Origin of the sequence: Geomonas paludis, from assembly GCF_014193585.1 — a bacterium.
In the GTDB taxonomy this organism is placed as follows: Bacteria; Desulfobacterota; Desulfuromonadia; order Geobacterales; family Geobacteraceae; genus Geomonas; species Geomonas paludis.
This window is the reverse complement of record NZ_BLXY01000002.1, coordinates 539,891-564,914: the sequence shown is the minus strand read 5'-3', so window position 1 is coordinate 564,914 and position 25,024 is coordinate 539,891. Positions and strand designations below refer to the sequence as shown.

Annotated in this window: 19 protein-coding genes and 3 riboswitches; of the genes, 10 read left to right on the top strand and 9 right to left on the bottom strand. The window is 60.0% G+C overall.

Annotated elements, in window-relative coordinates; genetic code table 11:
• Positions 1 to 12: 12 nt before the first annotated feature.
• Complete coding sequence (locus H7687_RS07995) at positions 13 to 849, bottom strand: heparin lyase I family protein (RefSeq protein WP_183346532.1); 837 nt, start codon at positions 847 to 849, stop codon at positions 13 to 15.
• Positions 850 to 934: 85 nt separating this feature from the next.
• Positions 935 to 1,009: riboswitch (cyclic di-GMP riboswitch) on the bottom strand.
• A gap of 91 nt (positions 1,010 to 1,100) precedes the next feature.
• On the bottom strand, positions 1,101 to 3,719 hold the full coding sequence (locus tag H7687_RS07990; protein ID WP_183346531.1) for an Ig-like domain-containing protein: 2,619 nt from the start codon (positions 3,717 to 3,719) through the stop codon (positions 1,101 to 1,103).
• A gap of 322 nt (positions 3,720 to 4,041) precedes the next feature.
• Between H7687_RS07990 and H7687_RS07985 the strand changes: the two genes are divergently transcribed.
• The gene (locus tag H7687_RS07985; RefSeq protein ID WP_183346530.1) at positions 4,042 to 5,136 is read left to right on the top strand and encodes a glycosyltransferase family 4 protein; all 1,095 of its coding nucleotides are present in this window, start codon (positions 4,042 to 4,044) and stop codon (positions 5,134 to 5,136) included.
• A gap of 15 nt (positions 5,137 to 5,151) precedes the next feature.
• Positions 5,152 to 6,282, top strand: coding sequence for a glycosyltransferase family 2 protein (locus H7687_RS07980; protein WP_183346529.1), 1,131 nt, complete (start codon positions 5,152 to 5,154; stop codon positions 6,280 to 6,282).
• Positions 6,283 to 6,377: 95 nt separating this feature from the next.
• On the opposite strand, the gene H7687_RS07975 is transcribed toward H7687_RS07980, so the two are convergent.
• On the bottom strand, positions 6,378 to 7,010 hold the full coding sequence (locus tag H7687_RS07975; protein ID WP_183346528.1) for a fibronectin type III domain-containing protein: 633 nt from the start codon (positions 7,008 to 7,010) through the stop codon (positions 6,378 to 6,380).
• Positions 7,011 to 7,550: 540 nt separating this feature from the next.
• A riboswitch (cyclic di-GMP riboswitch) is annotated at positions 7,551 to 7,627 on the top strand.
• Positions 7,628 to 7,701: 74 nt separating this feature from the next.
• Here H7687_RS07975 and H7687_RS07970 point away from each other — a divergent pair.
• The 3 genes from H7687_RS07970 (at position 7,702) to H7687_RS07960 (ending at position 11,036) form a co-directional block, all read left to right on the top strand.
• On the top strand, positions 7,702 to 8,835 hold the full coding sequence (locus H7687_RS07970) for an Ig-like domain-containing protein (RefSeq protein WP_183346527.1): 1,134 nt from the start codon (positions 7,702 to 7,704) through the stop codon (positions 8,833 to 8,835).
• A 140-nt stretch (positions 8,836 to 8,975) separates the two neighbouring features.
• Positions 8,976 to 9,052: riboswitch (cyclic di-GMP riboswitch) on the top strand.
• 95 nt (positions 9,053 to 9,147) lie between these two features.
• Positions 9,148 to 10,296, top strand: a complete 1,149-nt coding sequence (locus H7687_RS07965; protein WP_183346526.1) for an Ig-like domain-containing protein — start codon at positions 9,148 to 9,150, stop codon at positions 10,294 to 10,296.
• 38 nt (positions 10,297 to 10,334) lie between these two features.
• A complete protein-coding gene (locus H7687_RS07960; protein ID WP_183346525.1) occupies positions 10,335 to 11,036 on the top strand; it encodes an Ig-like domain-containing protein in 702 nt (233 codons plus the stop codon).
• Between the two features lie 224 nt (positions 11,037 to 11,260).
• Here H7687_RS07960 and H7687_RS07955 read toward each other — a convergent pair whose 3' ends face one another.
• Positions 11,261 to 11,986, bottom strand: coding sequence for a Crp/Fnr family transcriptional regulator (locus tag H7687_RS07955; RefSeq protein ID WP_183346524.1), 726 nt, complete (start codon positions 11,984 to 11,986; stop codon positions 11,261 to 11,263).
• A 259-nt stretch (positions 11,987 to 12,245) separates the two neighbouring features.
• Between H7687_RS07955 and prsK the strand changes: the two genes are divergently transcribed.
• On the top strand, positions 12,246 to 14,318 hold the full coding sequence (prsK, locus tag H7687_RS07950; protein ID WP_183346523.1) for an XrtA/PEP-CTERM system histidine kinase PrsK: 2,073 nt from the start codon (positions 12,246 to 12,248) through the stop codon (positions 14,316 to 14,318).
• 10 nt (positions 14,319 to 14,328) lie between these two features.
• Positions 14,329 to 15,687: a PEP-CTERM-box response regulator transcription factor gene (gene prsR, locus H7687_RS07945; protein ID WP_183346522.1), complete on the top strand. Its 1,359-nt coding sequence runs from the start codon at positions 14,329 to 14,331 to the stop codon at positions 15,685 to 15,687.
• 27 nt (positions 15,688 to 15,714) lie between these two features.
• On the opposite strand, the gene H7687_RS07940 is transcribed toward prsR, so the two are convergent.
• The gene (locus tag H7687_RS07940) at positions 15,715 to 15,939 is read right to left on the bottom strand and encodes a hypothetical protein (protein WP_183346521.1); all 225 of its coding nucleotides are present in this window, start codon (positions 15,937 to 15,939) and stop codon (positions 15,715 to 15,717) included.
• Positions 15,940 to 16,082: 143 nt separating this feature from the next.
• On the opposite strand from H7687_RS07940, the gene H7687_RS07935 reads away from it, so the two are divergent.
• The 3 genes from H7687_RS07935 to H7687_RS07925 all read left to right on the top strand — a co-directional run bounded on the left by H7687_RS07935 (position 16,083) and on the right by H7687_RS07925 (position 18,193).
• A complete protein-coding gene (locus tag H7687_RS07935; protein WP_183346520.1) occupies positions 16,083 to 17,504 on the top strand; it encodes a DUF6056 family protein in 1,422 nt (473 codons plus the stop codon).
• Between the two features lie 94 nt (positions 17,505 to 17,598).
• Entirely contained in the window at positions 17,599 to 17,883 is a 285-nt protein-coding gene (locus H7687_RS07930) for a cytotoxic translational repressor of toxin-antitoxin stability system (RefSeq protein ID WP_183346519.1), read from the top strand.
• A complete protein-coding gene (locus tag H7687_RS07925; RefSeq protein WP_183346518.1) occupies positions 17,852 to 18,193 on the top strand; it encodes a helix-turn-helix domain-containing protein in 342 nt (113 codons plus the stop codon). Before H7687_RS07930 ends, H7687_RS07925 begins: the two co-directional genes overlap by 32 nt.
• Before the next feature lie 81 nt (positions 18,194 to 18,274).
• On the opposite strand, the gene H7687_RS07920 is transcribed toward H7687_RS07925, so the two are convergent.
• The 4 genes from H7687_RS07920 to H7687_RS07905 all read right to left on the bottom strand — a co-directional run bounded on the left by H7687_RS07920 (position 18,275) and on the right by H7687_RS07905 (position 24,741).
• Positions 18,275 to 20,818 carry a methyl-accepting chemotaxis protein gene (locus tag H7687_RS07920; RefSeq protein WP_183346517.1) on the bottom strand — a complete coding sequence of 848 codons (2,544 nt, stop codon included), beginning with the start codon at positions 20,816 to 20,818 and terminating at the stop codon, positions 18,275 to 18,277.
• A gap of 367 nt (positions 20,819 to 21,185) precedes the next feature.
• Positions 21,186 to 22,709: a PAS domain-containing sensor histidine kinase gene (locus H7687_RS07915; protein WP_183346516.1), complete on the bottom strand. Its 1,524-nt coding sequence runs from the start codon at positions 22,707 to 22,709 to the stop codon at positions 21,186 to 21,188.
• 298 nt (positions 22,710 to 23,007) lie between these two features.
• Entirely contained in the window at positions 23,008 to 24,045 is a 1,038-nt protein-coding gene (locus tag H7687_RS07910; protein WP_183346515.1) for a DUF354 domain-containing protein, read from the bottom strand.
• Positions 24,046 to 24,189: 144 nt separating this feature from the next.
• The gene (locus tag H7687_RS07905; RefSeq protein WP_183346514.1) at positions 24,190 to 24,741 is read right to left on the bottom strand and encodes a hypothetical protein; all 552 of its coding nucleotides are present in this window, start codon (positions 24,739 to 24,741) and stop codon (positions 24,190 to 24,192) included.
• Positions 24,742 to 25,024: the final 283 nt, after the last annotated feature.

Sequence of the window (25,024 nt, the reverse complement as noted above, 5' to 3'; positions counted from 1 at the left end):
CAGCTTGGCTGGTTATGGCTTCCCCGATCCGGTCAGACTGGAAGGTGGAATGACTTGGTCAGGATCAGTAGTTGATGCAACAAAATTGTCATAGTAGATAGAGTACGGAATGCCACCGTAATACTGATTCCAACCACCTAGTATGATGTAACCGAAAAATTTCGAGTCTGCAGTATCTCTGTTGTTTATACCTGTCGCACCGAGAACCTTAGTGCCATCGTACCATACTTCATATAGACCGTTGTTCTGGGCATCATCATTGTATTTCATGTGAACCTTCCAGGTATGCCACTTCCCATCGCGTGGATCTATTAGACCTGGGCGTGTACCTGATAAGGTGGGGGTAGGGCATCCTGAAGTCAAGCCTGTTGTCCCATCGTACCGGATTATCGAGTTTGCATCCCGAGCGGTACCGCTGCAACCGAAGAGTATGCCTTCGAATTTGCTGGTCTGGTAAACAACCTGAAAGGTACTGTTCGCATAGTTGGTACCGTTTATTATGCCTCGTAACTTCAAAAATTTTGCCCCACCTATACAATTCCCTGTTCCACAATCAAATTTGAAGTTGAATTTGATGTAGAGTTCCTGATTATTAGCTGGGACGTTCCAGTTGTTCCAGCGGTCACCGCAGGTGTTGGAATCACAATCAAAGGTAATCTTCAGAGCGTTGGAACCATCAGGTCCAGCCCCTGCTGCAATTGAGGAGGTGGGGCCGACGCCCCATCCATGATTGTTAGGTGAGTCAGTATACTCGAAGTTATCCGTGAAAAGCACTGCACCATATGAGGAGGTCGCAATGCCCAGGACCAGGATAACGCCCCAAATACAATTGATGATTTTCTTGTGCATATGATCCTCCCAAATCATGTCTGAGGTAGATGCTTTCCAACTTGTGTTAAAACAAAAAGCCGGGGCCGCAACCGCTTCGTGGTCTTTCGGCATCCCGGCTGTCTCGGTGAGACCCTAGGCTTTCCGTCCCATCCTCACGGATGGTTTGGTTTTTTCGATTACCTGGTTCTATGTCATACTGCGGCAAATCCTGCACGGATACTGTGATTGCAAACACAGTAACCGCTGTTACAACCCCCGGCTCCATCCGCTCACCATTTTCTGTTCTTCACCGTTACATACACGTTGGATGATTGCTTCTTGTTTCCTGCCGCATCGTACGCAATCGCGGTGACTACGTAGGTGCTGTTCGATACTTTGGTGGTGTCCCAGGCATAGCTGTAGGGCGCGCTGCCAAGACTGGTCAGGTACCTGCCGCCTATGTAGAACTCGACCTTGGTGACTCCGACGTTGTCGCTGGCACTCGCTTTGATGGTCACCACCCCACTCACGGTGGTCCTGTTGGCTGGAGAGGTTATGGAAACCGTGGGTGCTATGGTGTCCTTGACCGGATTGGCCACGTTCACCGTCGAGCTCTGGGAAACCCCGACGTTGCCGGCTGCGTCGTACCCCTTGACGGTCAGGGTGTAGCTTCCGTTGGCGACCTGGGTGGTGTCCCAACTGTAGGCGTACGGTGCCGCCGCATCGGTGCCGACCAGGACCCCGTTGCGGTAGAACTCGATCTTGGTGATGGCGACGTTGTCGGAGGCGGCGGCGGTTACCGTGACCGTCCCGCTCACGCTGGAACCGCTGGCGGGCGAGGAGACGGAGACCACCGGGGCGGTCGTGTCGGGTACGGGGTTGGACACGTTCACCGCCGAACTCTGCGAGACACCGACGTTGCCGGCCGCATCATACCCCTTCACCGACAGGCTGTAGCTGCCGTTGGCGACCTTGGTGGTGTCCCAACTATAGGCATAGGGCGCCGCCGTGCTGGTGCCCACCAGGACTCCATTGCGGTAGAACTCCACCTTGGTGACGGCGACGTTGTCGGAGGCGGCGGCGGTTACCGCGACCGTCCCGCTCACGCTGGAGCCGTTCGCGGGCGAGGAAACGGAGACCACCGGGGCGGTGGTGTCGGGTACCGGGTTGGCTACGCTGACCGACGAGCTCGTGGACGTGGTGACGTTGCCGACGGCGTCGTAGGCCTTGGCGGTGAGCGTGTAGCTGCCGTTGGCGACCTGGGTGGTGTCCCAGTTGTAGCTGTACGGGGATGCGGCGACGGTGGCCTGCAGCACGTTGTTCCGGTAGAACTCCACCTTGCTCACCCCGACGTTGTCACTGGCGTTGGCCGTGACCGCCACCGTGCCGCTGACCGTGGTCCCGGACACCGGGGAGGCGAGGCTTACGGTCGGGGCGATCAGGTCGTTGGAGACGTTGACCGTCAACACCTGGGACTGCCCCAGATTCCCCGCCGCGTCATACGCCTTGGCCGTCAGGTTGTACACGCCGTTGGCGACGGTCTTGCTGTCCCACGTGTAGGCGTAGGGAGCCATGTTGGTAGCCGAGAGCAGGGCGTTGTTCAGGTAGAACTCGACCCTGCTCACCCCCACGTTGTCGGTCGCGTTGGCGGCGATATTCACCGACCCGCTCACGGTCATGTTGTTCGCCGGGGAGGTGAGGGAGACCGTCGGCGCGGTCAGGTCGTTGGCGACCGTGACCGTGATCGTCTGCGACTGCCCGATGTTGCCCGCCGCGTCGTAGGCCTTGGTCATCAGGGTGTAGCTGCCGGCGGGGAGGGCGCTCGTGTCCCAGGAATAGACGTAGGGGGAGGAGGGTACGGTCGCCTTCAGTGCCCCGTTCACGTAGAACTCGACCTTGCTGACCCCGACGTTGTCGGTCGCGTCGGCCGTGACCGACACGGTGCCGGCAACCGTCGCGGCGTTTGCCGGGTAGGTGAGGGCGGTGCTGGGAGCCTGCATCTCGGCGATGGTCACCACGTTGGAGTAGACGCTCTCCTCTCCGGCCGCGTTGTAGGCGGTGACGGCGAAGCTGTAGGAATGGGCAGGGTCGAGGTTGGCGATGGAGGCGGTGGTGACGTTCTGCACGTCGACCGGCGCCGGTCCCTGAAACGGCTGCGTGGAGGAGTCGGGCTGGTAGTGGACCTTGTAGCCCACCACGGAGGTGTCCGGCGACGGGTCCCACTGCAGGGAAACGGAGGATGCGGCTGCCGCGCTGCTCATCCCCATGGCGAGGATGGCGGCAACCACGGCGTTGACGCACATCTTCTGCAGTCGTACCGCGTGGTTGACCTCGCTTCTGCGCACGTACCCCTCGGCGACGAGGACGTCACCGATCTTTCTGCCGGTCTGCCCCTGCTTGGCAAGGGCCCGCTCCAACTGCTCCCGCGTGATGTGGCCGGTGGCGACCAGCAATTCGCCCAGTCTGAGCGGCGTGTCGGCTGGGGCGCCCTGGTTTTGCTGCCAATCGAGGAGCCCCTTGAGCTGCAGCTCGGTGAGCATGCCCATTCGCATGAACACTTCGCCGAGGCGCTCCCCGGTCCTCTTCTGCTCGGTGATCGCCTCATCGAGCTGCGACGCCGTTACCTTACCCGATTGCACCAATAGGGCGCCCAGCAACTGCCGGTCGCCGGCCGCCAGCTTCACCGCATCCTCCACGCGGGCCAAATGCGGCTGGATGAACAGCGGGGCCATGACGTCTTCGGGCTTCAGCATACCCATCCTGACCAGGACGCCCCCCAACAGTTCGTGGGTCGTCTTTTGCTCCATAAGGGCCTGGTTGAGGGCACGCTTCGACACGAATTTGCCATCGACCAGTATCTGGCCGAGCGCACGTCTGGATATCAGTTGGAGAGGGTTCGGGCTCTGCATGGTCAGCTCCTTTCTGCGGGAGGGGCTTCTGTTTCGCTCCGCAGTGGCGTTTGTCTGACGTACGCCTAAGAGTGCTGCAACATCGCCAGGTTCAGTCGGTGGGGACGGGTGTCTGGTAAAGGGCTGGGAATCCGGGGGCTACCTGATATTGTAGTTGCTTTGCGCCCTCATGGCAATGTCATAGTAATTTGTTATTTCGTCATTTTCTCAACCAATTACCTCGACGACAGGTATTTGCGCAGTGGCCATGCCAAAATTGCCTATGCCATGCGGGAGGCAGATTCAGATTGCATAATTTTCATTGTGACTTTATATTTTTGTCATGATAAAGCTCTGTCACATAATCTCCGGCGACCTCTGGGCCGGCGCCGAGGTGATGGCCTGCCATCTGCTCCGGGCTCAGGCCGGGGACCCGGAACTGCAGCTCAGCGTGCTGCTTTTGAACGAGGGGAGGCTGGCCGCGGAGTTGAGAGCGGCCGGATGCGCCGTGACCATCCTGGACGAGAAACGTCACGGCTTTGCTTCCCTGCTCGGGCAAGTGCGCGGTCACCTGAAGAAGATGCGCCCCGACCTGATCCACTCGCACCGCTACAAGGAGAACCTGCTCGCCCTGTTAGGGAGCGCCGGACTGGGCGCCCGGCTGGTGGCGACGCAGCACGGGCTCCCCGAGGTCGGCGGAGTGGGGAGCCCGCTCTCCTCCCTCAAGGTCAGCCTGAACTTCGCGCTGATGCGCCGCTTTTTCGGCAGGACGGTTGCGGTCTCCGATGATATCCGCAATTACCTGGTAATGAAACGCAGCTTCGCGGGGCGCAGGGTCGCGGCGGTGCGTAACGGCGTCCCTGTGCCGTCCGGCGCGGCTGCCGCGCACAACCACCCCGCCCCCCTGTGCGTCGGTTCTTCGGGGCGGCTCTTCCCGGTCAAGGACTACCCCCTCATGGTCGAGGTGACCGACATGGTGCGGCGCGAGCGCGACGTGGTGTTTCGTCTCGCCGGCGAGGGTCCCTGCCGGGACGAGATCCTTGCGGCCGTCGAGCGCCACGGGCTGCGGGAAAACTTCACCCTCACCGGCCATCTCGACGCAATGGAGCCCTTCTACCGGGGGCTCGATCTCTACCTCAACACCTCCCTGCACGAAGGCATCCCGATGACCATACTGGAGGCGATGGCCTGCGGGCTCCCCGTGGTGGCGCCGGCCGTAGGGGGCATCGGCGAAATCGTGACCGACGGGGTGGAAGGGTACCTGGTGCGGGACCGGGATCCCGCCTCCTTCGCCCGCCGTCTGATCGAGCTCGTCGATGACGCCGCGCTGCGCGCCGCCATGTCCCGCGCCGCGCGCCAGAAGGTCGGTGCCATGTTTTCGGTCGAGAAGATGGCCAAGGACTACCAACGGGTCTACCGGGAACTCCTGGCGGACTGAAACCGGAGCTCGCCCATGCCGATTCTCTTATGCAGCTGCATCTTCCTGGTCTTCTTCGCCTACTTCGGCTACCCGCTCTCCTTGTACCTGCTGTCGCTGTTGCATGGGCGCGGGGTGGAAAAGGGCGACATCACGCCGAGGGTCACCTTCATCATCACCGCCTTCAACGAGGAGAAACGGGTCAGGGAGAAGCTCGAAAACACCGTGGCGCTTGACTACCCCGCACTCCTCCTGCAGGTGATCGTCGCCTCCGACGGCTCGACCGACCGTACCAACGACATCGTGCGCGAATTCGAGGGGCGTGGCGTCCGGCTCGTCGAGGTGAAGAACCGCGGCGGCAAGGAGAACGCCCAGCGGGAGGCGGTCGCCGTCGCGCAGGGGGAAATCCTCGTTTTCTCCGATGTGGCAACCATGATCGAAGCGGGTGCCCTGCGCCGGATGATGGCCAACTTCGCCGATGCTTCGGTCGGCTGCGTGAGCAGCGTGGACCGGGTGCTCGGGCGGGACGGAAAGCCGTGCGGCGAAGGGGCGTACGTGCGTTACGAGATGTGGCTTAGAGAACTGGAGGGGAGGGTGAACTCGCTGGTCGGGCTGAGCGGTTCCTTCTTTGCCGCGAGAAAAGAAGTCTGCCGCGACTTTTCCCCCGATATGCAGAGCGACTTCAGGACGCTTCTCAACAGCATGCGGCTAGGCTTGCGCGGGGTAAGCGACCCTGAGGTGATCGGCCTGTACCAGGACGTCGCGGACACCAGCCGCGAATTCGACCGCAAGGTGAGGACGGTGCTCAGGGGGCTCACGGTCTTTTTCAGAAATCTCGAGTTCCTGAACCCGTTTCGCTACGGCCTGTTCGCCTACCAGTTCTGTTGCCACAAGCTGCTGCGCTGGCTGGTCCCCTTCTTCCTGGCGGCATCCCTGCTGATCAATGCGGCGCTGGCCCCGGTGTCGGGCCTTTACCTGTTTCTCTTTCTCGCCCAGGCGGGCTTCTACGTGTGCGCCCTTGCCGGTTGGAGGAGCCCGTCCCTGGCCCGAAGCCTTGCCGTCAAACTACCGCTGTACTTCGCCACGGTCAACCTCGCCATCGCCGTTGCGTGGCTGCGCTACTTGCGCGGCAACCGCTTGGTGATGTGGACTCCGTCGCAAAGGTGACCGTTTAAAAGCTCGCCCTCTACGTCGTGGTGGGGTGAGCCTGGTAAACGAAACGGGCCCGGTTCCATGGCGATCTGGAACCGGGCCCGAGGTCTTTAAAGGGACATGATGGTGACCGGCGTGGACCAATCGCCGGCGCCGGCGCTGAAGATGCCGCGCATCCGGACCCAGTAGTTCTGGCCACTGACCAGGTCGTTGATGTTTATCTTGCTGCAGGTCTTCACGTTGCAGTAGCCGGCCCAGTTGGCTTCGATGTTGGGATCCTTATCCGTTAGTTGAACCTCGTAGCTTCCCGCGCCGGGAAGGGCCCGCGCTTTGGCGATGATGCTGCCCCTCCGCTCGCCATGCTTCAGCATGAGCTCCGGAAAGGGGAGTTGCCCCAGGTGGAAGGTTCGGCGCTCTTTCTGGAAGCTGAAACCGCTACTTTGCAGCGCCTGGATGTTACCTGCGGCGACCAATTGCACGTAGTTGGCGATTTTGCGCAAAACCTGCTTCGTTTCCTCCTTCACCTGGTTTCGGTACTTGATCTTTTGCGAGTCGTGATACTTTGCCTCGTCCACCGCCCGCTGCAGCCTTTCCACGCACTCCCCCAACTCCGCCAGAGAACACCCGACCCACGGCTCCGGGAAGTTCGGATTTCCCGTAAGCGCCATCAGTACTCTGCGGGCCAGCTCCAGAAACGCCACGATGGCAGCAGGAAAACTGATAATGACCCTGTCGGTGGACATGACGACCTCCTCATTCTTTTTCTTAGTTTTGCCTAATATTATCCCGGTATCCTATTGCGTCAAGCAGGTTTATTTTCCGCGTGCTGAAATCGTACAAGCGGCCGATCGGGCGTCGTTTTTTGTGGATCGAGTTTGCATTTGATCAGGTTTGCTTTTGCCTTGATGAGGTTTGGTTTCGCGTTGATCCGGTTTGGTTTTGGGCTGAATAAGTCTGCTCTTTTGCGGAACAGGTTACGTTTTGGTTCGTGCAATGTGCCGTAGTATATAGGCGTTTTCGGGGCGGCGGAAAATTCAGGGTTAAAAACCAAAAAACAAGGTTCGTTTTCACCGGTTTCAGCCCGGGGGCGGGCCGCACCGTATGGTCTTTGGGCAGCTTCGATGCGCGCCCCGACGTAATCATCCTCCCGGCGAGCCCGGCAGGGGCGGAAGCATGAAACCTGGCCATAAAAAACGGTGGAACAGGTCCAGAAAGGAAATTTTGTGATTTGAAATACAACGGCGAAGAACGTCTTCAGTTAGAAAGGGATAAAAAAAAGAGGTACACGATAATACTAAACCATCCGCGAGGGTGGGACGGAAAGCCTACAGGGTCTCTCTGAGACAGCCGGGTCGCCGAAATACCTGCACTACAGGTCGGTCCCGGTTTTTTTGCGCCTTGCCGCCGGGTTTCCGCCTCTCGTGGAGGTCAACGTTGAAAGCTTATGTACCGCTGTTCCTTCTCGTTCTGACTCTCATTCCCGTTGCAGCTTTTCCTTCGTCGGTGAGCCTTCAGTGGGACCCTTCCACGGACCCCGACCTGGCCGGTTACCGGGTATATTACCAGGCCAACAGTCCCGTCCAGCCCTTCGCCGGCAGCGGCGCCGTGGAGGGGGCCGCCCCCATCGATGTCTCCACCGGCACCACCGCCTCCATAAGCGGCCTCGATCCCCGCAATTCCTACTATTTCGCGGTCACGGCCTACAATGCCAGCGGAGCGGAAAGCATCTACTCCAACGTGGTACAGGTAAAGGAAATGGTGCCACCGGTGGTCGGCATCATCTCACCGGCCCCGAACGTCACCGTTACCGGCTCGGTTGCCGTCAACGTCAGCGCCGTTGACAACGTCGGCGTCACCAACGCGGAACTGTACGCGAACGGCAAATTCCTTGCCGGCGGCAACTCGGCTCCCTACGTGTTCAACTGGCCCACAGCCTCGCTGGCCCCCGGCCAGTACACTCTTACCGCAAAGGCCTACGACGCGGCCGGCAATGTCGGCACCGCCGAGCAGGTGGTCTTCGTTTCCGGGGACGCGGCGGCTCCGACGGTCACCATCACGGCGCCGTCCAACAACAAGCAGGTAAGCGGCATCGTGACCGTGACGGCCGGCGCCACGGATAACGTGGGGGTTACCGGTCTTGCCCTTTACGACAACTCCACCCTCGTGTACGCCGCCAACCAGAGCCCGCTCAGCTACAACTGGAACACGGCCACAGCCGGCGCCGGGAGCCACACCCTGGTCGTGATAGCGTCCGACGCCGCGGGGAACGCCGGATCCTCCAGCGTGACCGTCACCGTTTCCAACGACGTCACCTCTCCCAGCGTCAACATCCTTTCCCCTTCCTCCTCCACGCTCAGCAATGCCAACCTCAAGGTCTCCGCTTCGGCCAAGGACAACGTCGCGGTTGTCAGAATGGAGGTTTACCTGGACGGGGCCCTGCTTCTTGGGACCAACTCGGGTTCCATCAGCGCATCGGCCAAGGTCGCCGCCGGCGTCCATACGGTTGCCGTCAACGCCTATGACGCGGCAGGAAACAAGGGGAGCAGGACGGTCTCCGTCATCAGGTAGCCTTCGGCCCGGCGAGCGGGTCCCGCCGGGCCCGGCGGGCGCTACCTGTTACCGCTTTATTAAAAAAGTTGCTTTCCTTTTATAAATCAACTACTATGCGCCACCGATGGCCGGGATGAGAGGCCATCCATAACACAGGTAGACGATAATACTAAACCATCCGCGAGGGTGGGACGGAAAGCCTACAGGGTCTCTCTGAGACAGCCGGGTCGCCGAAATGCCAAGTACTGGTGCTGCGGTCCCGGCTTTTCTTTTTTCCTCCTTCCCGGCGAGAAACGCCCAAGGCCCCACGCCGATCCTTGGGAGTAAACGATGGGAGTAAACGGAAAAGCGGGCCGGTCCCGCGTCGCTGCGCTTTTTTCCCTCCTGCTGCTGTCCCTTCCCCACAACTGTCTTGCCACCACCGTCACGCTGGCGTGGGACCCAAGTCCCGATGCCGACCTGGCAGGGTACCGGATCTACTACCAGGCCAACAGCGACCAACTCCCCTTTCGGGGGACGGGAGCCCTGGAAGGAAAGGCCCCGGTCGACGGCGGCAAGGTGACCGTGGCGAGCATAAGCGGTCTTGACCCCGCCAGATCCTATTACTTCGCCGTTACCGCCTACAATTCCCTCGGCCAGGAGAGTGTCTACTCCAACATCGTCCAGATCCCCGAGACCCTCCCGCCGCTGGTCAGCATCACCTCCCCCGCGGACAACACCTCCGTAGCCACCGCCCTCGACGTCAGCGCGGCCGCAACCGACAACGTCGGCATCGCCAAGGTCCAGTTCCTGGTGAACGGCACGCAGGTGTACGAGACCAGCGCCGCTCCCTATACGTATACCTTCAACGCCGCCCCCCTTGCCGGGGGGACCTATACCATCGCCGCCAGGGCCGTCGATCTTGCCGGCAATGCGGCGCTCTCGCAACCGGTGCACGTTTCCGTGCCCGGCGACGTGATCTCGCCCACGGTTTCCCTGGCGGCGCCTTCCTCCGGTAGCAAGGTAGCCGGGACCATCAACGTTGCGGCAAGCGCCGGGGACAACGTGGGGGTCACCAGGCTCGAGCTCTCCATCGACGACACGCTGCTGCTTGGCAGCAACCAGAGCCCGGCAAGCTATCTCTGGAACACCACGAGCTTTGCCGACGGCAGCCACGTCATCACCGCCAGGGCGTACGATGCGGCCGGAAACAGCGGCGTCGCCTCCGCCACCGTCGTCGTCGACAACGGCGCCAGCCAGGCCGCCCCGCCTCCGCCCTCAACCTCAACCTCAACCTCAACCTCGCCCCCCGCGGCTCCGCTTACCCTGGCAGACGCCCAGTTCGCGTTGCAGATCGCCTCGGGGCAGCAGATTCCTACCGTCGAGCAGTTGCAGCGCCTGGACTTGGCGCCTTATCTGAATGGCCAGTCGGTTCCCAACGGCAAGGTTGATACGGGCGATGTCGTCGTTATCCTCGCCAAGCTGACCGGAAAACTGTAACCAGGGTGAAGCTCGCGGTTTAAGCAGCAGGAGGAGCTATGCGCATTTTGAAACGATCGTTGTTGGGGGGAGGGATGCTGGTGCTGGCTGCCTGCGGCGGCGGGGGAGGGGGAACGGCCTCGACTCCAGATGTCACCGCCCCGACTGTCGCGCTTTCCGCCCCGGCAAACGGTGCCACGATGACCGGGACGACGACCGTTACGGCAGATGCCGCCGACGATGTCGGAGTGGCCAGAGTCGATTTCTACCTGAACGGCGTCAAACAGGGGAGCGACACTACCGCTCCTTACAGTTACAGTTGGGACCCGTCGACACTTGCCAGGGGGAGTTACACCTGGGCTGCGAAGGCGTATGACGCCGCCGGCAACGAGCGCGACTCCGCCGCCGTTACCGTTACCGTCCCGGTTTATGCCACCATGGCTACCGTCGTGACCGGCACCGGTGCCGTCGGCACCGTATCCCTTGCCGGCATACCCGTTGCCGCACCTTACGGCGTGAACTTCGTGGTCACCATGCCCGCAGGGGGCACCCTGTCCGGAGTCAGCACCTCCGGTCCCTATGCCGGTAGCGGGCTTGCCACCATCTCCGGTGCCAACAGTCTCATTCTCGCCAGCAGTCCGGTCGCCTCAGGGCAGATCATGACCGTCACCTTTGCCAACGTGCCCTCCGGTGCCCAGCCCTCCGACTTCGGCATAGCAGTATCAGCCGTCTATGACGGTAACGGTAACTTGATTCAATAGAGTGCCGATTGGAGGGGGAGATCAGCCTCGGACATTTCCCCGGAATTCACGGATGAACCTTTGCGAAGGGGGACAGGGGGGATTTGGTTTGCGGGCGTGAGAGGTTAGCGCCGAATTGAGCAGGTGAAGGATTCGCGCCGTCATAGCGCGCGGAAAGGAAGGGAGTTCGGAGTTGGGACTGGAATCAGCCGTAGAACGTTGAACGTTGAACATCCGTTGCCTTTTTACTGTCTTTTGCCGTTGCTCCGTGTGTCGAAGAAATTCTTGTTGAGCAGGATCGCCTTGCTGTCCAGGATGCTGATCACGTCCGACTTCTCCAGGCTGCGCAAGACGCGGCTCATGGTTTCGCGGGTCACCGAGGCGTAGCTGGCCATCTGCTGGTGGGTCATCTTCACGTCGATGATCACGCCGCGGTCATCCCGGACCCCGTACAGCTCCCCCAGCCGGTCCAGCAGGGACAGCACCCGGTCCTGGGCGTTCTCCGCGTTGAAGCTCAGGATCTTGATCATCTCCCAGGATTCGCGCAGCCGGCTGCACAGCAGTTCGATGATCTTCTTGCGGATCGCGTCGTTGCTCATCAGGTGCTGCTGAAAATCGTCCTTGTGCAACAGCCCGATCACCGAGTCCTCGTGGGCGATGATGGTGGCCGGGGAAGTCTTGTTGTCCAGAAGCGACATCTCGCCGAAGAAGTCGTTCTTCTTGTGGATGGTGATGATCTGCTCTTTACCCTCGTCGTTCATCTTCACTACCCGCACCTTGCCCGAATAGATCAGGTACATGTAGCTGGAGGTGTCCTCCTCGTAAAGCACTATCTGTTCTTTTTCGTAGTTCTTTTTTCTAAACAGCTTCTCAACCTGGTCCACCTCGCCAACGGTGAGGGACGCGAAGAAGGGGATGCTGCTGATAATGTTGGTTTCGTGCTTGTGTCTTTGCGATGTAGGACAAGTCATCACAGTGCCTCCGGCTCTCATTTTACCTCAGCCGTTCAAATGTTTAACACAAACAATTAGCACTTGTCAATTTATGCCTTAAGCTGTATAGGTATAGCAGGCACTGGCCTTCATTTCCTGTCTGTGCTGTGGCGGCTCACAGTCTGCCCGAAGGTGCTTGACGAGCGCAAAGACATCGGCTCCGAGCTTTGACTTGGTCTTCAGCCGGCAGAGCAGATGAGGTGGGAGGGGCATCCGATGGCTCCCCCAAGAGGTGGCGATGGCGCTTATGCTGATTTCAGTGTTGCTGCTGCTGGTATCCGTGCTGCGCATCGTGCTGCTGGAGCGACGAAGCGGAGCGACAAGCTACCTAGCCGCCCCCTTTTTCGCCATAGCGGTCCTGGAACTGTTCGATTTTTTCGCCCTCAATTACTTCCAACCGGAGGTGGACTGGAAGCGCTGCGCGCTGTTCGTCGAGGCGCTTTTGCCGTCCGTGTGGCTCATCCTGAGCCTCACCTATGCCCGGGACATCCCGGAACGGGGGGTGCCGCTGAAGCACCGCCTCTTGGTCGGCGCCAGCCTGATGCTGGTGCTGGTCCCCGCGTTGCTGCCGGTAGCTTCCTTCTACTACGCGCCCGATTTTCCCGCCGAGCCGGTGCTGTTTTTGGCCGACGTCGGCTATTACTTCTACGTCGCCATCCTGGTGCTGCTGGTGGTGGCACTGATGAACTTCGAGGCCACCCTGGCGAATGCCTCATCGGAGGCGCTGTGGCGGGTGAAGCTCGATATCGTCGCGCTCGGCTCCATGCTCGCCGTGCTCGTCTTTTACTACTCCAACGCCCTGTTGTACCGCTCCCTCAACCTGGAGCTCGCGCCGCTGCGGTCCCTTTTGTTCGTGATCGCCTCGGTGATGATGCTCTACGCCCGTTCCCACTGGCGCGGCAGCGCCCGCGTCAAGATCTCCCAGGCAGTCGTGCTGAAATCCGTGGTCATGGCGGTGGTTGCCGCCTACCTGATCATGCTGGGCGCCCTGGGGGAGGGGATGAAGTACTTCGGCCCCCTGTTCCCGCGGGTGCTCATCCTGTCCCTGGGGTTCGTCGCCGGGATACTGTTGCTGCTCCTGCTCCTCTCCGACCGCGCCAAGCGGGAGCTGAAGGTGCTGCTGCACAAGCACTTCTACCAGAGTAAATACGATTACCGCGCCCAGTGGCTGGGGCTTACCGAGAGACTGTCCACCTTCGAGGACGGCGACGACCTGGTCAAAAGGGTGCTCCTCGCCTACTGCGAGATCTTCGGCGTAAAAGGCGCGGCCCTGTACCAGCACCAGCAAGGGTGCGGCTGGTACTGCGTCGCCTCCACGCTCGAACTGGAGCCGCTTCGGGAGACCATCAGCGACGACAACCCGATCCTCACCTCGCTGCGGGAGCGCCAGTGGGTCTTCTGCAGCAGCGACCCCAACCGCGAACTGACCCCGCGCGAGTGGGACTTCCTGGCAAGGTACGGCATCTCGTTCGTGGTGCCCCTGTTCGAGGGGGAGAGCCTTTCCGGCTTCATCGTGCTCGGTGCGCAGGTCGTGCCCGACGAGCAGTACCGCTACGAAGACTTCGACCTGATGAAGACCATCGCGCGCCAGGTGTCGGTGGCCATGCAGCACCAGCGCCTCTCCGAGCAGCTCACCCAGGCCAAGGCCATGGAGGCCGTGGGGAGCCTGGCGACGTTCGTGGTGCACGACCTGAAAAACCTGGCGGCGACGATTTCTCTCGTACTCGAGAACGCGCGTGAGCACATCGACAACCCTGAGTTCCAGCAGGACATGCTGAACAGCCTGGGCAACACCACCAGGAAGATGCATCACATGATCGGCCGCCTGCGCAACCTGGGCGAGAGCGAACTGTTGCAGCGGCGCCCCGTCGATCTTCTGACCCTGACCCAGAGTTGCGCGGCAATGGTGCAGGGGAGGGCCATCTCGGTGCTGGGAAGCCAGCAGGTCGTGCTGGGGGACCGGGAGGAACTGCAGAAGGTGCTCTTGAACCTGTTCCTGAACGCGGTCGAGGCGTCCCCACCCGAGACCCCCATCGCCGCGGAAGTAGGGTGCAACGGCACCCCCTTTGTCAAGGTGACCGACCAGGGGTGCGGCATGTCGCCGCGCTTCATCAGAAACGACCTGTTCGTGCCGTTTCGCACGTCCAAGCGGACCGGTCTCGGCATCGGTTTGTACCAGTCGCGCCAGATCGTGACCGCTCACGGCGGCAGGATCGACGTCGCCAGCGTGGAAGGGGAGGGGACCGTGTTCACCGTCCACTTGCCGGTCGCCGAGGACGATGCCGCTTCCGGCGTGATTGCTGCTGCGTGAAGGAGGAGTAGTGAGAAAGCTTCTGATTGTCGACGACAACGAGGATATCAGGCAGCAGTTGAAGTGGGGCTTGAACCAGGAGTACTCCGTACTTTTGGCGGCCGATGCCCGGGAAGCGCTCTCCCTGTTCAAGAGCGAATGCCCCGCCGTGGTGGTGCTCGACCTGGGGCTCCCTCCGTACCCGGACAGCTCCGTCGAGGGGTTTCGCTGCCTGGACGAGATGCTGGGGTTGAACCCGGTGACCAAGGTGATCATGCTGACCGGCAACAACGAGCGGGAAAACGCACTGAAGGCTATGCGCATGGGCGCCTTCGACTTCTACGCCAAGCCCCCCGTCCTGTCCGAGCTCAAGGTGATGATCGGGCGCGCCTTCCACATCGCCAATATCGAAGAGCAAAACAGCGCCCTTTCCTCGCACACGGAGGCCGAAGAACAGTGGGGCATGGTCGGCAAGTGCGCCGAGATGCAGGCGGTTTTCACCACCATCAGGAAGGTGGCCGCCTCCAACGCGCCCATCCTGATCGTGGGTGAAAGCGGCACCGGCAAGGAACTGGTGGCGGCCGCCATTCACGAGGCGAGTCAGCGCCGCAAGGGGCCGCTGGTGGCGATCAACTGCGGTGCCATCCCCGAGAATCTCCTCGAGAGCGAGCTGTTCGGGCACGAGAAAGGGGCCTTCACCGGCGCCCACACCGCCGTGCGCGGCAAGCTCCAGTACGCCCACAAGGGGACGCTCTTTCTCGACGAGATCGGCGAGCTCCCCGTGAACCTGCAGGTGAAGCTGCTGCGCTTTCTGCAGGAAGGGACCATCCAGCGTGTCGGCGGGCGCGAGGAGATCCCCATCGATGCCCGCACCACCTGCGCCACCAACATCGATATCCAGAAGGCGATCGAGGAGGGGCGCTTCCGTGAAGACCTCTACTACCGCATCGGCGTGGTCACCATCAAGCTTCCCCCCCTGAGGGAGCGCGGCGACGACGTCCTGCTGCTGGCGGAGAATTTCCTGAAGCTGTACTGTAAGGAGAACAAGAAGAAGGTGCGGCTGTCGCCGGCGGCCATCTCCTTCCTGAAGAGGCATGATTGGCCCGGCAACGTGCGCGAGTTGAGGAACCGCATCCAGCGGGCCGTCATCATGTGCGACGGCTCCAGCATCGGCCCGCTTGACCTGGGCTGTGACGAGGAACCGCCGCCGATGCCGGTCTCCAGCAGCGACAACCTGTCACTGCGTGAAGCGCGCGAGCGGATGGAACGGGAGATGATCCTGAACGCCATAGAGCGACAGTCCGGCAACATTCTCAAGGCCGCAGAGGAGTTGGGGGTGAGCCGTCCCACCCTCTACGACCTGATGAAGAAGCTGTCCATTCACCAGTAGCACCTTTTGGGCGGTGCCGCCGGCACTCTACTGATGGGAGGCGGCGGCATTCCAGGTGGCGGAGGGGCTTGGGCGCAGCGCCCCCAAAGGGGTGACCGCGCAGACCGGGCAGGTGACCATGCCGCTGCCGAAGCACGAGCTGCAGTCGGACTCCCAGATGTCCAGCACGGCGACGTAGTAGCGGTTACCGGTCCCGGCGCATTCGGGGCAGGTGACGACCTTCTTGTCATGACAATCCTTGCAGATACCCATCGTTTCACTCCTTCGGTGCTTCGCACGCTGTTGCTGTTTGGTGAGAAGAGTGAGTATGATCTAATATTTGTGAATGTCAATTAAGATTTGCAATTTATTTGTGAATAACCAAAGAGCGCTGTGAGGGCAGCAACTAACACCATATGGCACAGACCCGTTCCGACTCTCTGAAAACAGCCGCCCTTCTTTTCCTGGTGGTGTTGATCGCACCTTTCATCGTCAACTGCTTCTTCGCCTACCCGCAGACCGACGACTTCATGTTCTCGGTAGCCTCCCGCGATAGCGGCTTTCTCAAGGCACAGTACGACACCTATATCAACTGGTCCGGTCGCTTCACATCCACTGCACTGTTAAGCATCAATCCCCTTGTCTATGGTTCCCTGACCGGGTACAGAACGGTCTTCGCGGTTGTCATCGCAGCCCAGATCGCTTCGCTGTATCTGCTGGCCGGCGCCTTGACCCGGGACGTGCTATCGCGCCGGGAAAGGGTGCTTATTGCCCTTGCCCTCTTCTTTGCTTTCCTCGACCAGATGAATGACGTCAGGTCCGGGCTTTACTGGATGGCCGGTGTGGTCACCTACGGGGTGGCACAGGCCATGATGGCCCTGTGGCTTTCCCTGGTGCTTCTCCTGCACCAGGATCGGCACCGCAACACGACCCACCTGCAAGGAGGCGTGTTACTGCTGTCACTGTTACTGGGAGGGACCAACGAGATCGCGCTGGTGCTGACCGTGTTCGGCGCGACTCTGTTCCTTTGGTTCCGGTACCGGGCCACCGGGAGGGTGGGCCTGTTCCACGTCGGCACGCTTGTGGCGGCGCTGACCGGCGGCAGTCTGGCGGCCCTCGCGCCGGGTAACTTTGCGCGCATGAGTGGGCAATACCACGTGCAGAGGGATCTGGCGGTGGTCGCCTGGGATGCGCTGCAAGCATCGCTTGCGTCCATGGCGGTGTGGGTGACCACACCGCTCGCCTTGATGCTCATGGCCGCGGTCTTCTTCGCCGTGACCGGCAGGCCCCGCCTCCGGGCCGCCCTCAGCGGCGTCACGGTGCCGTCTGCATTGCTGATCCTGTTTCTGGTCATGTTCACTAGCTTCCTGGTGCCCTATTGGGCCACCGGCAGCTACCCGCAGAACAGGGTACTCAACATGATCTACTTCTGCTTCCTGGCAGGTTGGCTGATCTTGGTCGCCATCATCGCGGCGGGGGCGGGGGAGGCTGTTGTTGGCTCCATCAGGAATGTCTGCAGCAGGAGGTGGGGCTTGCTAACGGCAGGATTGGCCGCCTTGTTCAGCATACAGAGTTCCAACGCGGTGATGGTGAGCCGGGATCTTGCCAGCGGGCTTTCCTATCGCTACAGCAAGGAGATGGAGCAAAAGCAGTCCCAATTGACGCAGGACCCTTGTGATGTCTGCACCGTCCGGGACGTCGTCAACCGTCCTGCCAGCCTCTATTTCACCTTCCTCAATCCCGATCCGCGGCACTGGGCCAACCGCGGTTACGCCGCCTATTTCCGGAAAAGCAACGTCCTGCTCGCCACCGACCAAGCCGGCCGGCCTCTGCAGTAACGGTGCGGGAGGCGCTCCTTCTGGTTAGTGGTGGGGGGAGGGGGGGAGCGTTCGCTGGTTTGACAATATACTAAAACCTAGTATAAGATGCCGGATGAAATGGATAGTGACCTACAGCAAGAAGGCGGGCAAGCAGTATGATGCACTGCCGCCGTCGGTGCAGGACCGACTGGACCTGTTGACGGCAGAGCTTGAGCTGCTTGGCCCGAACCGCTACAACTGGAAGAACTATTCCAAGCTGGAAGGCAGTACTCAAAGGTATCACTGCCACATCAAGAAAGGAAAACCGACGTACGTCGCGGTGTGGGAAGTGGTGGATAACCGGGTAAGGCTTTTGGAGGTGACGTATGTTGGGACGCACGAAAAAGCGCCCTACTGAAGAGTTGGTCCCGCTGCACCTGATGGTGCATCCTGCCCATGTAGCAGCAATCACTGAGTACGCCGAGCAATTGGAACAGTCGGAGTCGGTGCCTTGGCGTGAGGTGGCTGGACGCCGCGGCAGTGTGCCCGCTTCAGTTCTGCGTGGAGCGAGAGGGAAGGCGGCACTGACCCAGACCCGGTTGTCGGAACTTTCAGGTATACCGCAACGACACCTCTCGGAAATGGAGCGGGGGAAAAGGCCGATAGGCAGGGAGACTGCCAGGAAGCTTGCCGCGGCCCTGGAGCTTGATTACCGGCTCCTCCTGTAGCCCCCGCCGAACGAAAGGCGAGCGGGTTAGGCCTGCTGAGGCCGCCTTGTCTCCTGGACAAGGCGGCCTCTTGTTTGTGGTTTAGAAACGTTCGAAGTCGTTGTGATCCAGGCTCAGCGCCACTCCCTTGTCGATGGCGGCCTGCTTGCCGCGCGCCTTGGGGCTGGCTTTGGGTTCCGAAGCCGCATAGGTCATCGATGCGGCTTTGCGGCCGCTGTGCCGCTTCATCCCCTCCGCGACCCTACCTGTTGCAACCTCGTTGTCCCTGACCTGGAAGAAGGAGATCGTGTTCTGCAACTGGGCAGCCTGCGAGGAAAGCTCCTCGGCGGTGGACGCCATCTCCTCGGCCACCGTCGCATTCTTTTGGATCACCTGGTCCAGCACCTGTATCGCCTGGTTGATCTGCTGGGCGCCGCCGTCCTGCTCTTTGCTCGCGGCGCTGATCTCCTGGACCAGTTCCGCCGTTCTCTGGATGTTAGGCAGGATTTCGCCCAGCAGCGCCTCCGCCGTTTCGGCGATCTGGACACTCGAGGTGGAGAGGGTGGAAATCTCCCCTGCCGCCTTCTGGCTCCGCTCGGCGAGCTTTCTCACCTCCGCCGCGACCACCGCGAAACCCTTGCCGTGCTCTCCGGCTCGCGCCGCCTCGATGGCAGCGTTCAGCGCCAGCATGTTGGTCTGCCGCGCGATCTCTTCCACGATCGAGATCTTACCTGCGATTTCCTTCATGGCTGCCAGCGTTTCCGCGACGGCCTTGCCCCCTTCCTGCGCGTCGACCGCCGACTTCACCGCGATCTTCTCGGTCTGCATCGCGTTGTCCGCCGTCTGCCTGATGTTGGCGCTCATCTGCTCCATGGAGCTGGACGCCTGCTCGGCCGAGGCCGCCTGCTCGGTCGCCCCTTGCGACGTGTTCTCTGCATTGTCGGCCAACTCCTTGCTCCCCAGCGTCACGTTGTCCGCGGCCTGCTTGACGTCGAGCACCACGTCCGAGAGCTTTTGCACCATCGCAGCCAGGTCCTTGAGCAGTTCGTCCTTCTCGGAGCGCGGCGTCACCTCCACGCTCAGGTTGCCGTCGGCGATTTCCTTGGTGATGCCGATGACGCGATCCATGGCCAGCTTCACGCTTTTCAGGCTGTCGTTGATGCGTGTGAAGTCGGAATGTGCCTCCCTGGTGTGCTGGTCCGGCTGGGCGATGGCGAAGTCGAGGTCCAGGTCCCCCTGCGCAAGGAGGTGGAGGTTCACCGCCATCCTGTCGATCTCGCCCTTGGTGTAGTCCCGGTTCCTGATGATCGCCGTCAGGTCCTGGACCACCTCCACGTAGCCGATCTTCTCCCCCTTGCGGTTCATCAGGTAGGTGGTGTCCTGCTTGCACCCGGAACCGCACCAGTCGAAGTAGCTCTCCGGCACCCCCCGATGCAGCTGCTTGATTCCGCACCCCTCGGTGTTGCAGATATTGGCGGCCGCGTTGCTGCAGGGAAGCCCCAGCGCCGTGACCCGGTCCCTGATGCGCCCTTCTTTCACCAGGAGCGCCTCGAAGGGCTTGTTGAGGAAGGTCCAGTTCATGTCGTTATCGGTGACATGGATCGGGAAGGGGACCGCGTCTATGATCGCCTCGTACCAGTCGTTCTTCTCCACCACCACGTCCAGGGTCCGGTTCACTCCGTCCACGATGGCCCGGTATTCCCCCTGGTGCTTGGAGGCGTCGGAGCGGGTCTGGAAGTTGCCGGCCAGCGCCGCGTGCACCAGCGTCTCGGTGTCAACGATCATGGCGCCGACGGCGTCCTTCACCCTGGAGAGGCTGTCGTTGATCTTGACGAAGTTCTCACGTGCCACCACGGTGTGCTGGTCCGCCTCCGCCACCTTCAGGTCGAGGTCCAGGTTCCCCAGCGCGAGCTTGGTGAGGTTTCCCGCCATGCGCTCCACCTCCACCTGGGTGTAGTCGCGGTTCCTGATGATCGCCGTCAGGTCGGTCACCGTCTCGACATAACCGATGCGCTCACCCTTGCGGTTCAGGAGGTAGGCGGTGTCCTGCTTGCATTCCGAGCCGCACCAGGTGAAGAAGCTTTCGTTCACCCCCTTGTTGAGCTGCTTGATGCCGCACCCTTCGTTGTTGCAGATGTTGGCTGCCGCGTTGCTGCAGGCATGCCCCACGGCGGAGTCGCGGTCCTTGATGCGCCCCTCGCGGACCAGCAGCGTCTCGAACGGCTTGTTCATGAAGGTCCAGTTCATGTCGTTGTCGGTGACGTGTACCGGGAACGGCACCGCGTCGATGATGGCGCGGAACCAGTCGTTCTTCTCGATCAGGTGGTCACGCTCTCCCTCGAATTCCTTCTTCATCGCCTCCGCCGCCCGGGCGCTATCCTCGATCAGCCGGGCACGTTCCCCTTCGAACTCCCTCCTCATCGTTTCGACCGTGCCGGAACTGTTCTCGGCGAGGCGGTGCAGTTCCGCTTCGACTGCACGCGCCAGGAACCAGCCGATGGCGAGGGTGAGGGCGAAAGCGGCTGCGCCGGCACCCAATCCGACTGGGGTAGAGCCGCGCACCGTCGCGAGACAACCTGCGCCACCGAACAGCGCCGCAGCAGTGAACCCGATGATGACCTTTACCTTGAGTTTCATCTTTTCCATACCTTCCTGTCCTTGTTTCCGGTTTAGTGATGGCGTCACCCCGACGCGTGTATTTTTACGGGCATTTAAAAAGCAGGTCGGCGCGCCGGGACGGCTCAATGCGCCTGAAGCTTCTGCATCTTCATCCAGAAGTTGCAGTTGCTTTCGGCGGCTGGTTGAGTAAATGAAGGGGAAAATGATTAGGTTTGCTGAAGAACAGCAGTAGAAGAGGGGCGCTGAGCGTGTTTGAGGTGTATAACCGGAGGAATAGATTCAGAAAAAAAGTATACACAACCAGAAATGTAATACATTATTTTTGTATTATATATCTCGTGAGAAGGTGAAGTTCACAAGAATAAAGGAATAGGGGGCAGGCTACCCTTCTGGTCTACGGCAAGGTGAAGTAGAAACCTGCCCCTTTATTTAGTTGTGATTCCGCCCAGACCCTGCCGCCGTGCCGGTCGATGATCCGCTTCACCGTGGCAAGCCCGATGCCGTTCCCTTGGTACTCCGGACCATGCAGGCGCTGAAAGGGATGAAACAACTGGTCGCTGTATGCCATCTCGAACCCAACGCCATTGTCCCGGACGAAGAAGATAACTTCATCGCCACAAACTTCCGTACCACATTCTATTGTTGCCTCTGGATTTCCAGCGGTGTACTTCCAGGCGTTGTCCAGGAGGTTGTCCAGCATCTGCTTTAACAGAAGCCAATCGCCTTTCGCCCTCATGCCGTCCTGAACGAGGAACCGCACCTGGCGGGAAGGCTCGGCCCCTTGAAGTGTTTCGCAGGAACTGGAGGCGAGCGCACTAATATTCACTTCAACCTTGGTCAGTGCGATTCTGCCGACGCGGGCCAGATCCAGGAGGTCATCTATCAGATTCCCCATGTGGCAGCTAGCCAGCCGGGTCTTTCCTATCAGACTCTGCGCTTCCGGAGGGAGGATGTCGCCGAATTCTTCATGGAGAATGGCAAGGTAGGAATTAATGTGGCGCAGCGGCGCCCGGAGATCGTGGGAAACGGTGTAGCTGAAAGATTCCTGTTCCTGTAGCGCCTTTTGCAGGCTCTGCGTCCGTTTTGCGACGCGTGTCTCCAACTCCTGCCGTGCCGCGTCGAGTTCAGCCGCGGCATGATTGCGGTCGGTTATCTCCCGCCCCACGACCAGCACCGACACTGGCATAGTCGCCGCCCCTCCCTCCGGAACCAACTGGTACTCGAAATCCCTTCGCCCCTCCGAAAACGCCATGACGTCTTCAACTTTAATAGGGACACCCGTCCGGAAAACGGACGCGATGCGCTCCTTCCAGACATCGGTAACTGCCGGTGGGAGGCCGATCTGGAACAAGGTTGTCCCAACCAGGTCTTTGACGGGGATGCCGCAGGCCCTTCCGGCTGCGGAGTTGGCATAGATGTGCCGGAGGTCCCGGTCAAAACGTAAAACGATGTCTGGGGAGTTCTCAGCTAGGGCACGGTACTCCTCAGCTAGGGCACGGTACTCCTCAGCTAGGGCACGGTACTCCTCTTGAGTAACAAGAAGTTCCTGCTCAATGCGTTTGCGGGACGTCAGATCCCGAACCATAGCGAACATCCCCATCGGTGATCCGTTGTCGTCACGGATCAGGGTACGCGTCAGTTCTACCGCAACGAGGTAGCCGTCCTTTCGGCGATACTCCTTCTCATAGATGTCAGAAAAACCTCTGACCTTGACCTGTTTCTCGACGATCGCCTCCTCGTAAGAAAGCCATTTGTGAGGAGTCAGGTCGCGGGCTCGCTTGGTAAGAAGCTCAGCGCGGCTATACCCGACAAGAGCGCAAAACGAATCGTTAATCGATAGGAAGTTGCCGGCCATATCGACGCTGCAGCAGGCATCTTTCACAGCATCACAAAACTCTTTGATCTGTTCTGCATTCATCGGCAATTCTCGCTCCTCAACATGACAGCAGTATCGGCTGCAGCGACAAGTTCGCCGCGGCAGGCGGGTGTGTATTATGCTGTAAACATGAAAAAAGTTCAACGGTAAATGGTGGCGTTATGGCAGGAGAGCGCGCTGCTTGTTGAGTTTCAACTCTTTTATCACTACGGCTTGAAAAGCATGCAGGGGTTTTATTTCTCACCCGGGAAATTTTCCGAGAGGTCTGAGCGCAGTTTCAGATAGAGGAGGCCGGCCGGCGTATGCAGAAATCCTTCTTGTGGCTGCTCAGTTACTTATTTCATCTTCCTATCACCTCCTCAACCCGATCCAGTATGTAATCGAGGGTTTCGCTCTTTCGACGTGCCTCGTGCAGTCTGTCCTTCTTCCTTATGGCGATGCGCGATATATCATCGAAAAAGGTGATAAGTTTCAGACGCCCGGTCTCGGCAAGGCGGCGGTCCACGCACCCTGTCACCCCTGAAAAAACACTGTAGGCCGGAACTCCAAGGGCAGCCGCTTCCCGGATCATCGTGCCTCCGCCGCTAACTACCAGGTCTGAGTGCCAGGTTAGATCAAGGCCGTTCACAGCCTTGCGCGGAATGATCATATTTCCCGCCTCCAGGAGATGACCCCAGGTTTCTTTTATTTCCTCACGCTGCTGGTCGTCTCTTGGCAGCATGATGATGACGGTATTGGGGGTGCGCGCTACCAACGAGATGACATCTTGGAACAGCACTTCGCTTTTCACGTTATGATAATGGGCAGTGGTCGCGGGAGGACGCATCGTAACGACAATCCGGTTGGGCGGTATACCCAAATCGGTGAGGAGGCCCTTGCCCGGCCGGAACCCCGGGACGTATACGTCCTCTTTGATGCCTGGGTAGCGCCAGATGTTGGCGCAGTTCACGGTGATGGCTTGTTCCGGGATAGCGTCGGGCATGAAGATGTCGTCGATACTAAAAGGAAACGAGAGATCTATGAACTCATAATCGAGCATTACTGCGGTCGGTATCCCCGCCATCTTTGCGGCGGCCACCTGGGACCTGGAGCCGTGGGACAGCGCAAGAGTCGGCTTTTCCCTACGCACTATAGGAAAAAGCTGCATCGCTCGGTACAAAAGACCGGAAATCTTTATCAGCTTATTCCTTCCGTAATCTCTGCCTACCATGATGGTGGGGATGCCGTGCAGGACCGCCAGTTCCGCTACCTGGAAGCGGTCACGCGCGGTAACCCAGACCCTATGGCCTCTGCGCTCCAGTCCTGCAATGATGGGAGCGAAGAAAGGGACGTGAGGCGAGTTATCCAGATCGATCCAAATTTTGGCGTGTTTTTTCATGGTCCCCTTCCTTAACGCCCGCCATGCGGGCCAAATCATCTCCATATTTTTCAGATCAGGACTGGCCGTCTGACGTGTGCAGGTGATCCCGGGGAACCATGATTCAAAAGCTTTCGGTCCATAGGTTGCCTGTTCAGCGCTCTATCAGCGTCTGACCCAACGCGGCTGCGGCTGAGCTCGTCTACGGGCTCCAAAAACTTGGGCCGCCGTGTTGAGGATGGTGAAAAACAGCCACTCAAGTCGATGGGTGTACAAGCAATCTTCCCAATCATCCCACACAAACTCGTAATCCTGATCGCGAATCCAAGCGTCCAAGTCGCTGCAGCAGTTCCAGGCGTTAACCTCCCAGTCGTTCAGGTTGTCGTGGTGGCTTTGGTCTTGGTCGAAAACGAGGGTAGCGTCCCCGGTCTCCAGCAGCACCTTGTGCAGGAAACCGGTGACTTCCGCATTTTTTCGCACCACTGCTGTATACTGCGCCAGCTTGCTTTGGAATACATCCAACTCTTGGGGCTTCATTGATACCCACAGGTATGCCTCCCAGGCATTGTTGTCAGCAAACTGTGGGGGTGGTTCCGATACACGGTAAGCACGAAAGCCCCGCTCCCTGGAATACTCGACGCAGATCCTGTCATCCGGCATTCTCTGAGGCATCAGCGTCGAAGCGAATGGGGGAGAAAGGGTCTCATTCTCTTTCATCACCCGTACTCCTTTCCCTCCTGGTTGTCATGTCGATGTCCCGCAGCGTCACACTGCCTCTCAGACAAAGAGCCATTCGAACCCGTGCTGCAGGTTCAGTCGCTCCTCACATCTTGCCAGAGGCAAGCCACATGATTACCTCGGCTGGTAAGGAAACCGGGGCATCAGGTGTTTCTGCACAAAGATCGGATGCACAATTGTAAAACCTGCACTTGGTGAACCTGTCGTTACAGAAGAAACCAAACATGAATTCAGTCACTGCAGGCGAGGTGATTATCGTTTT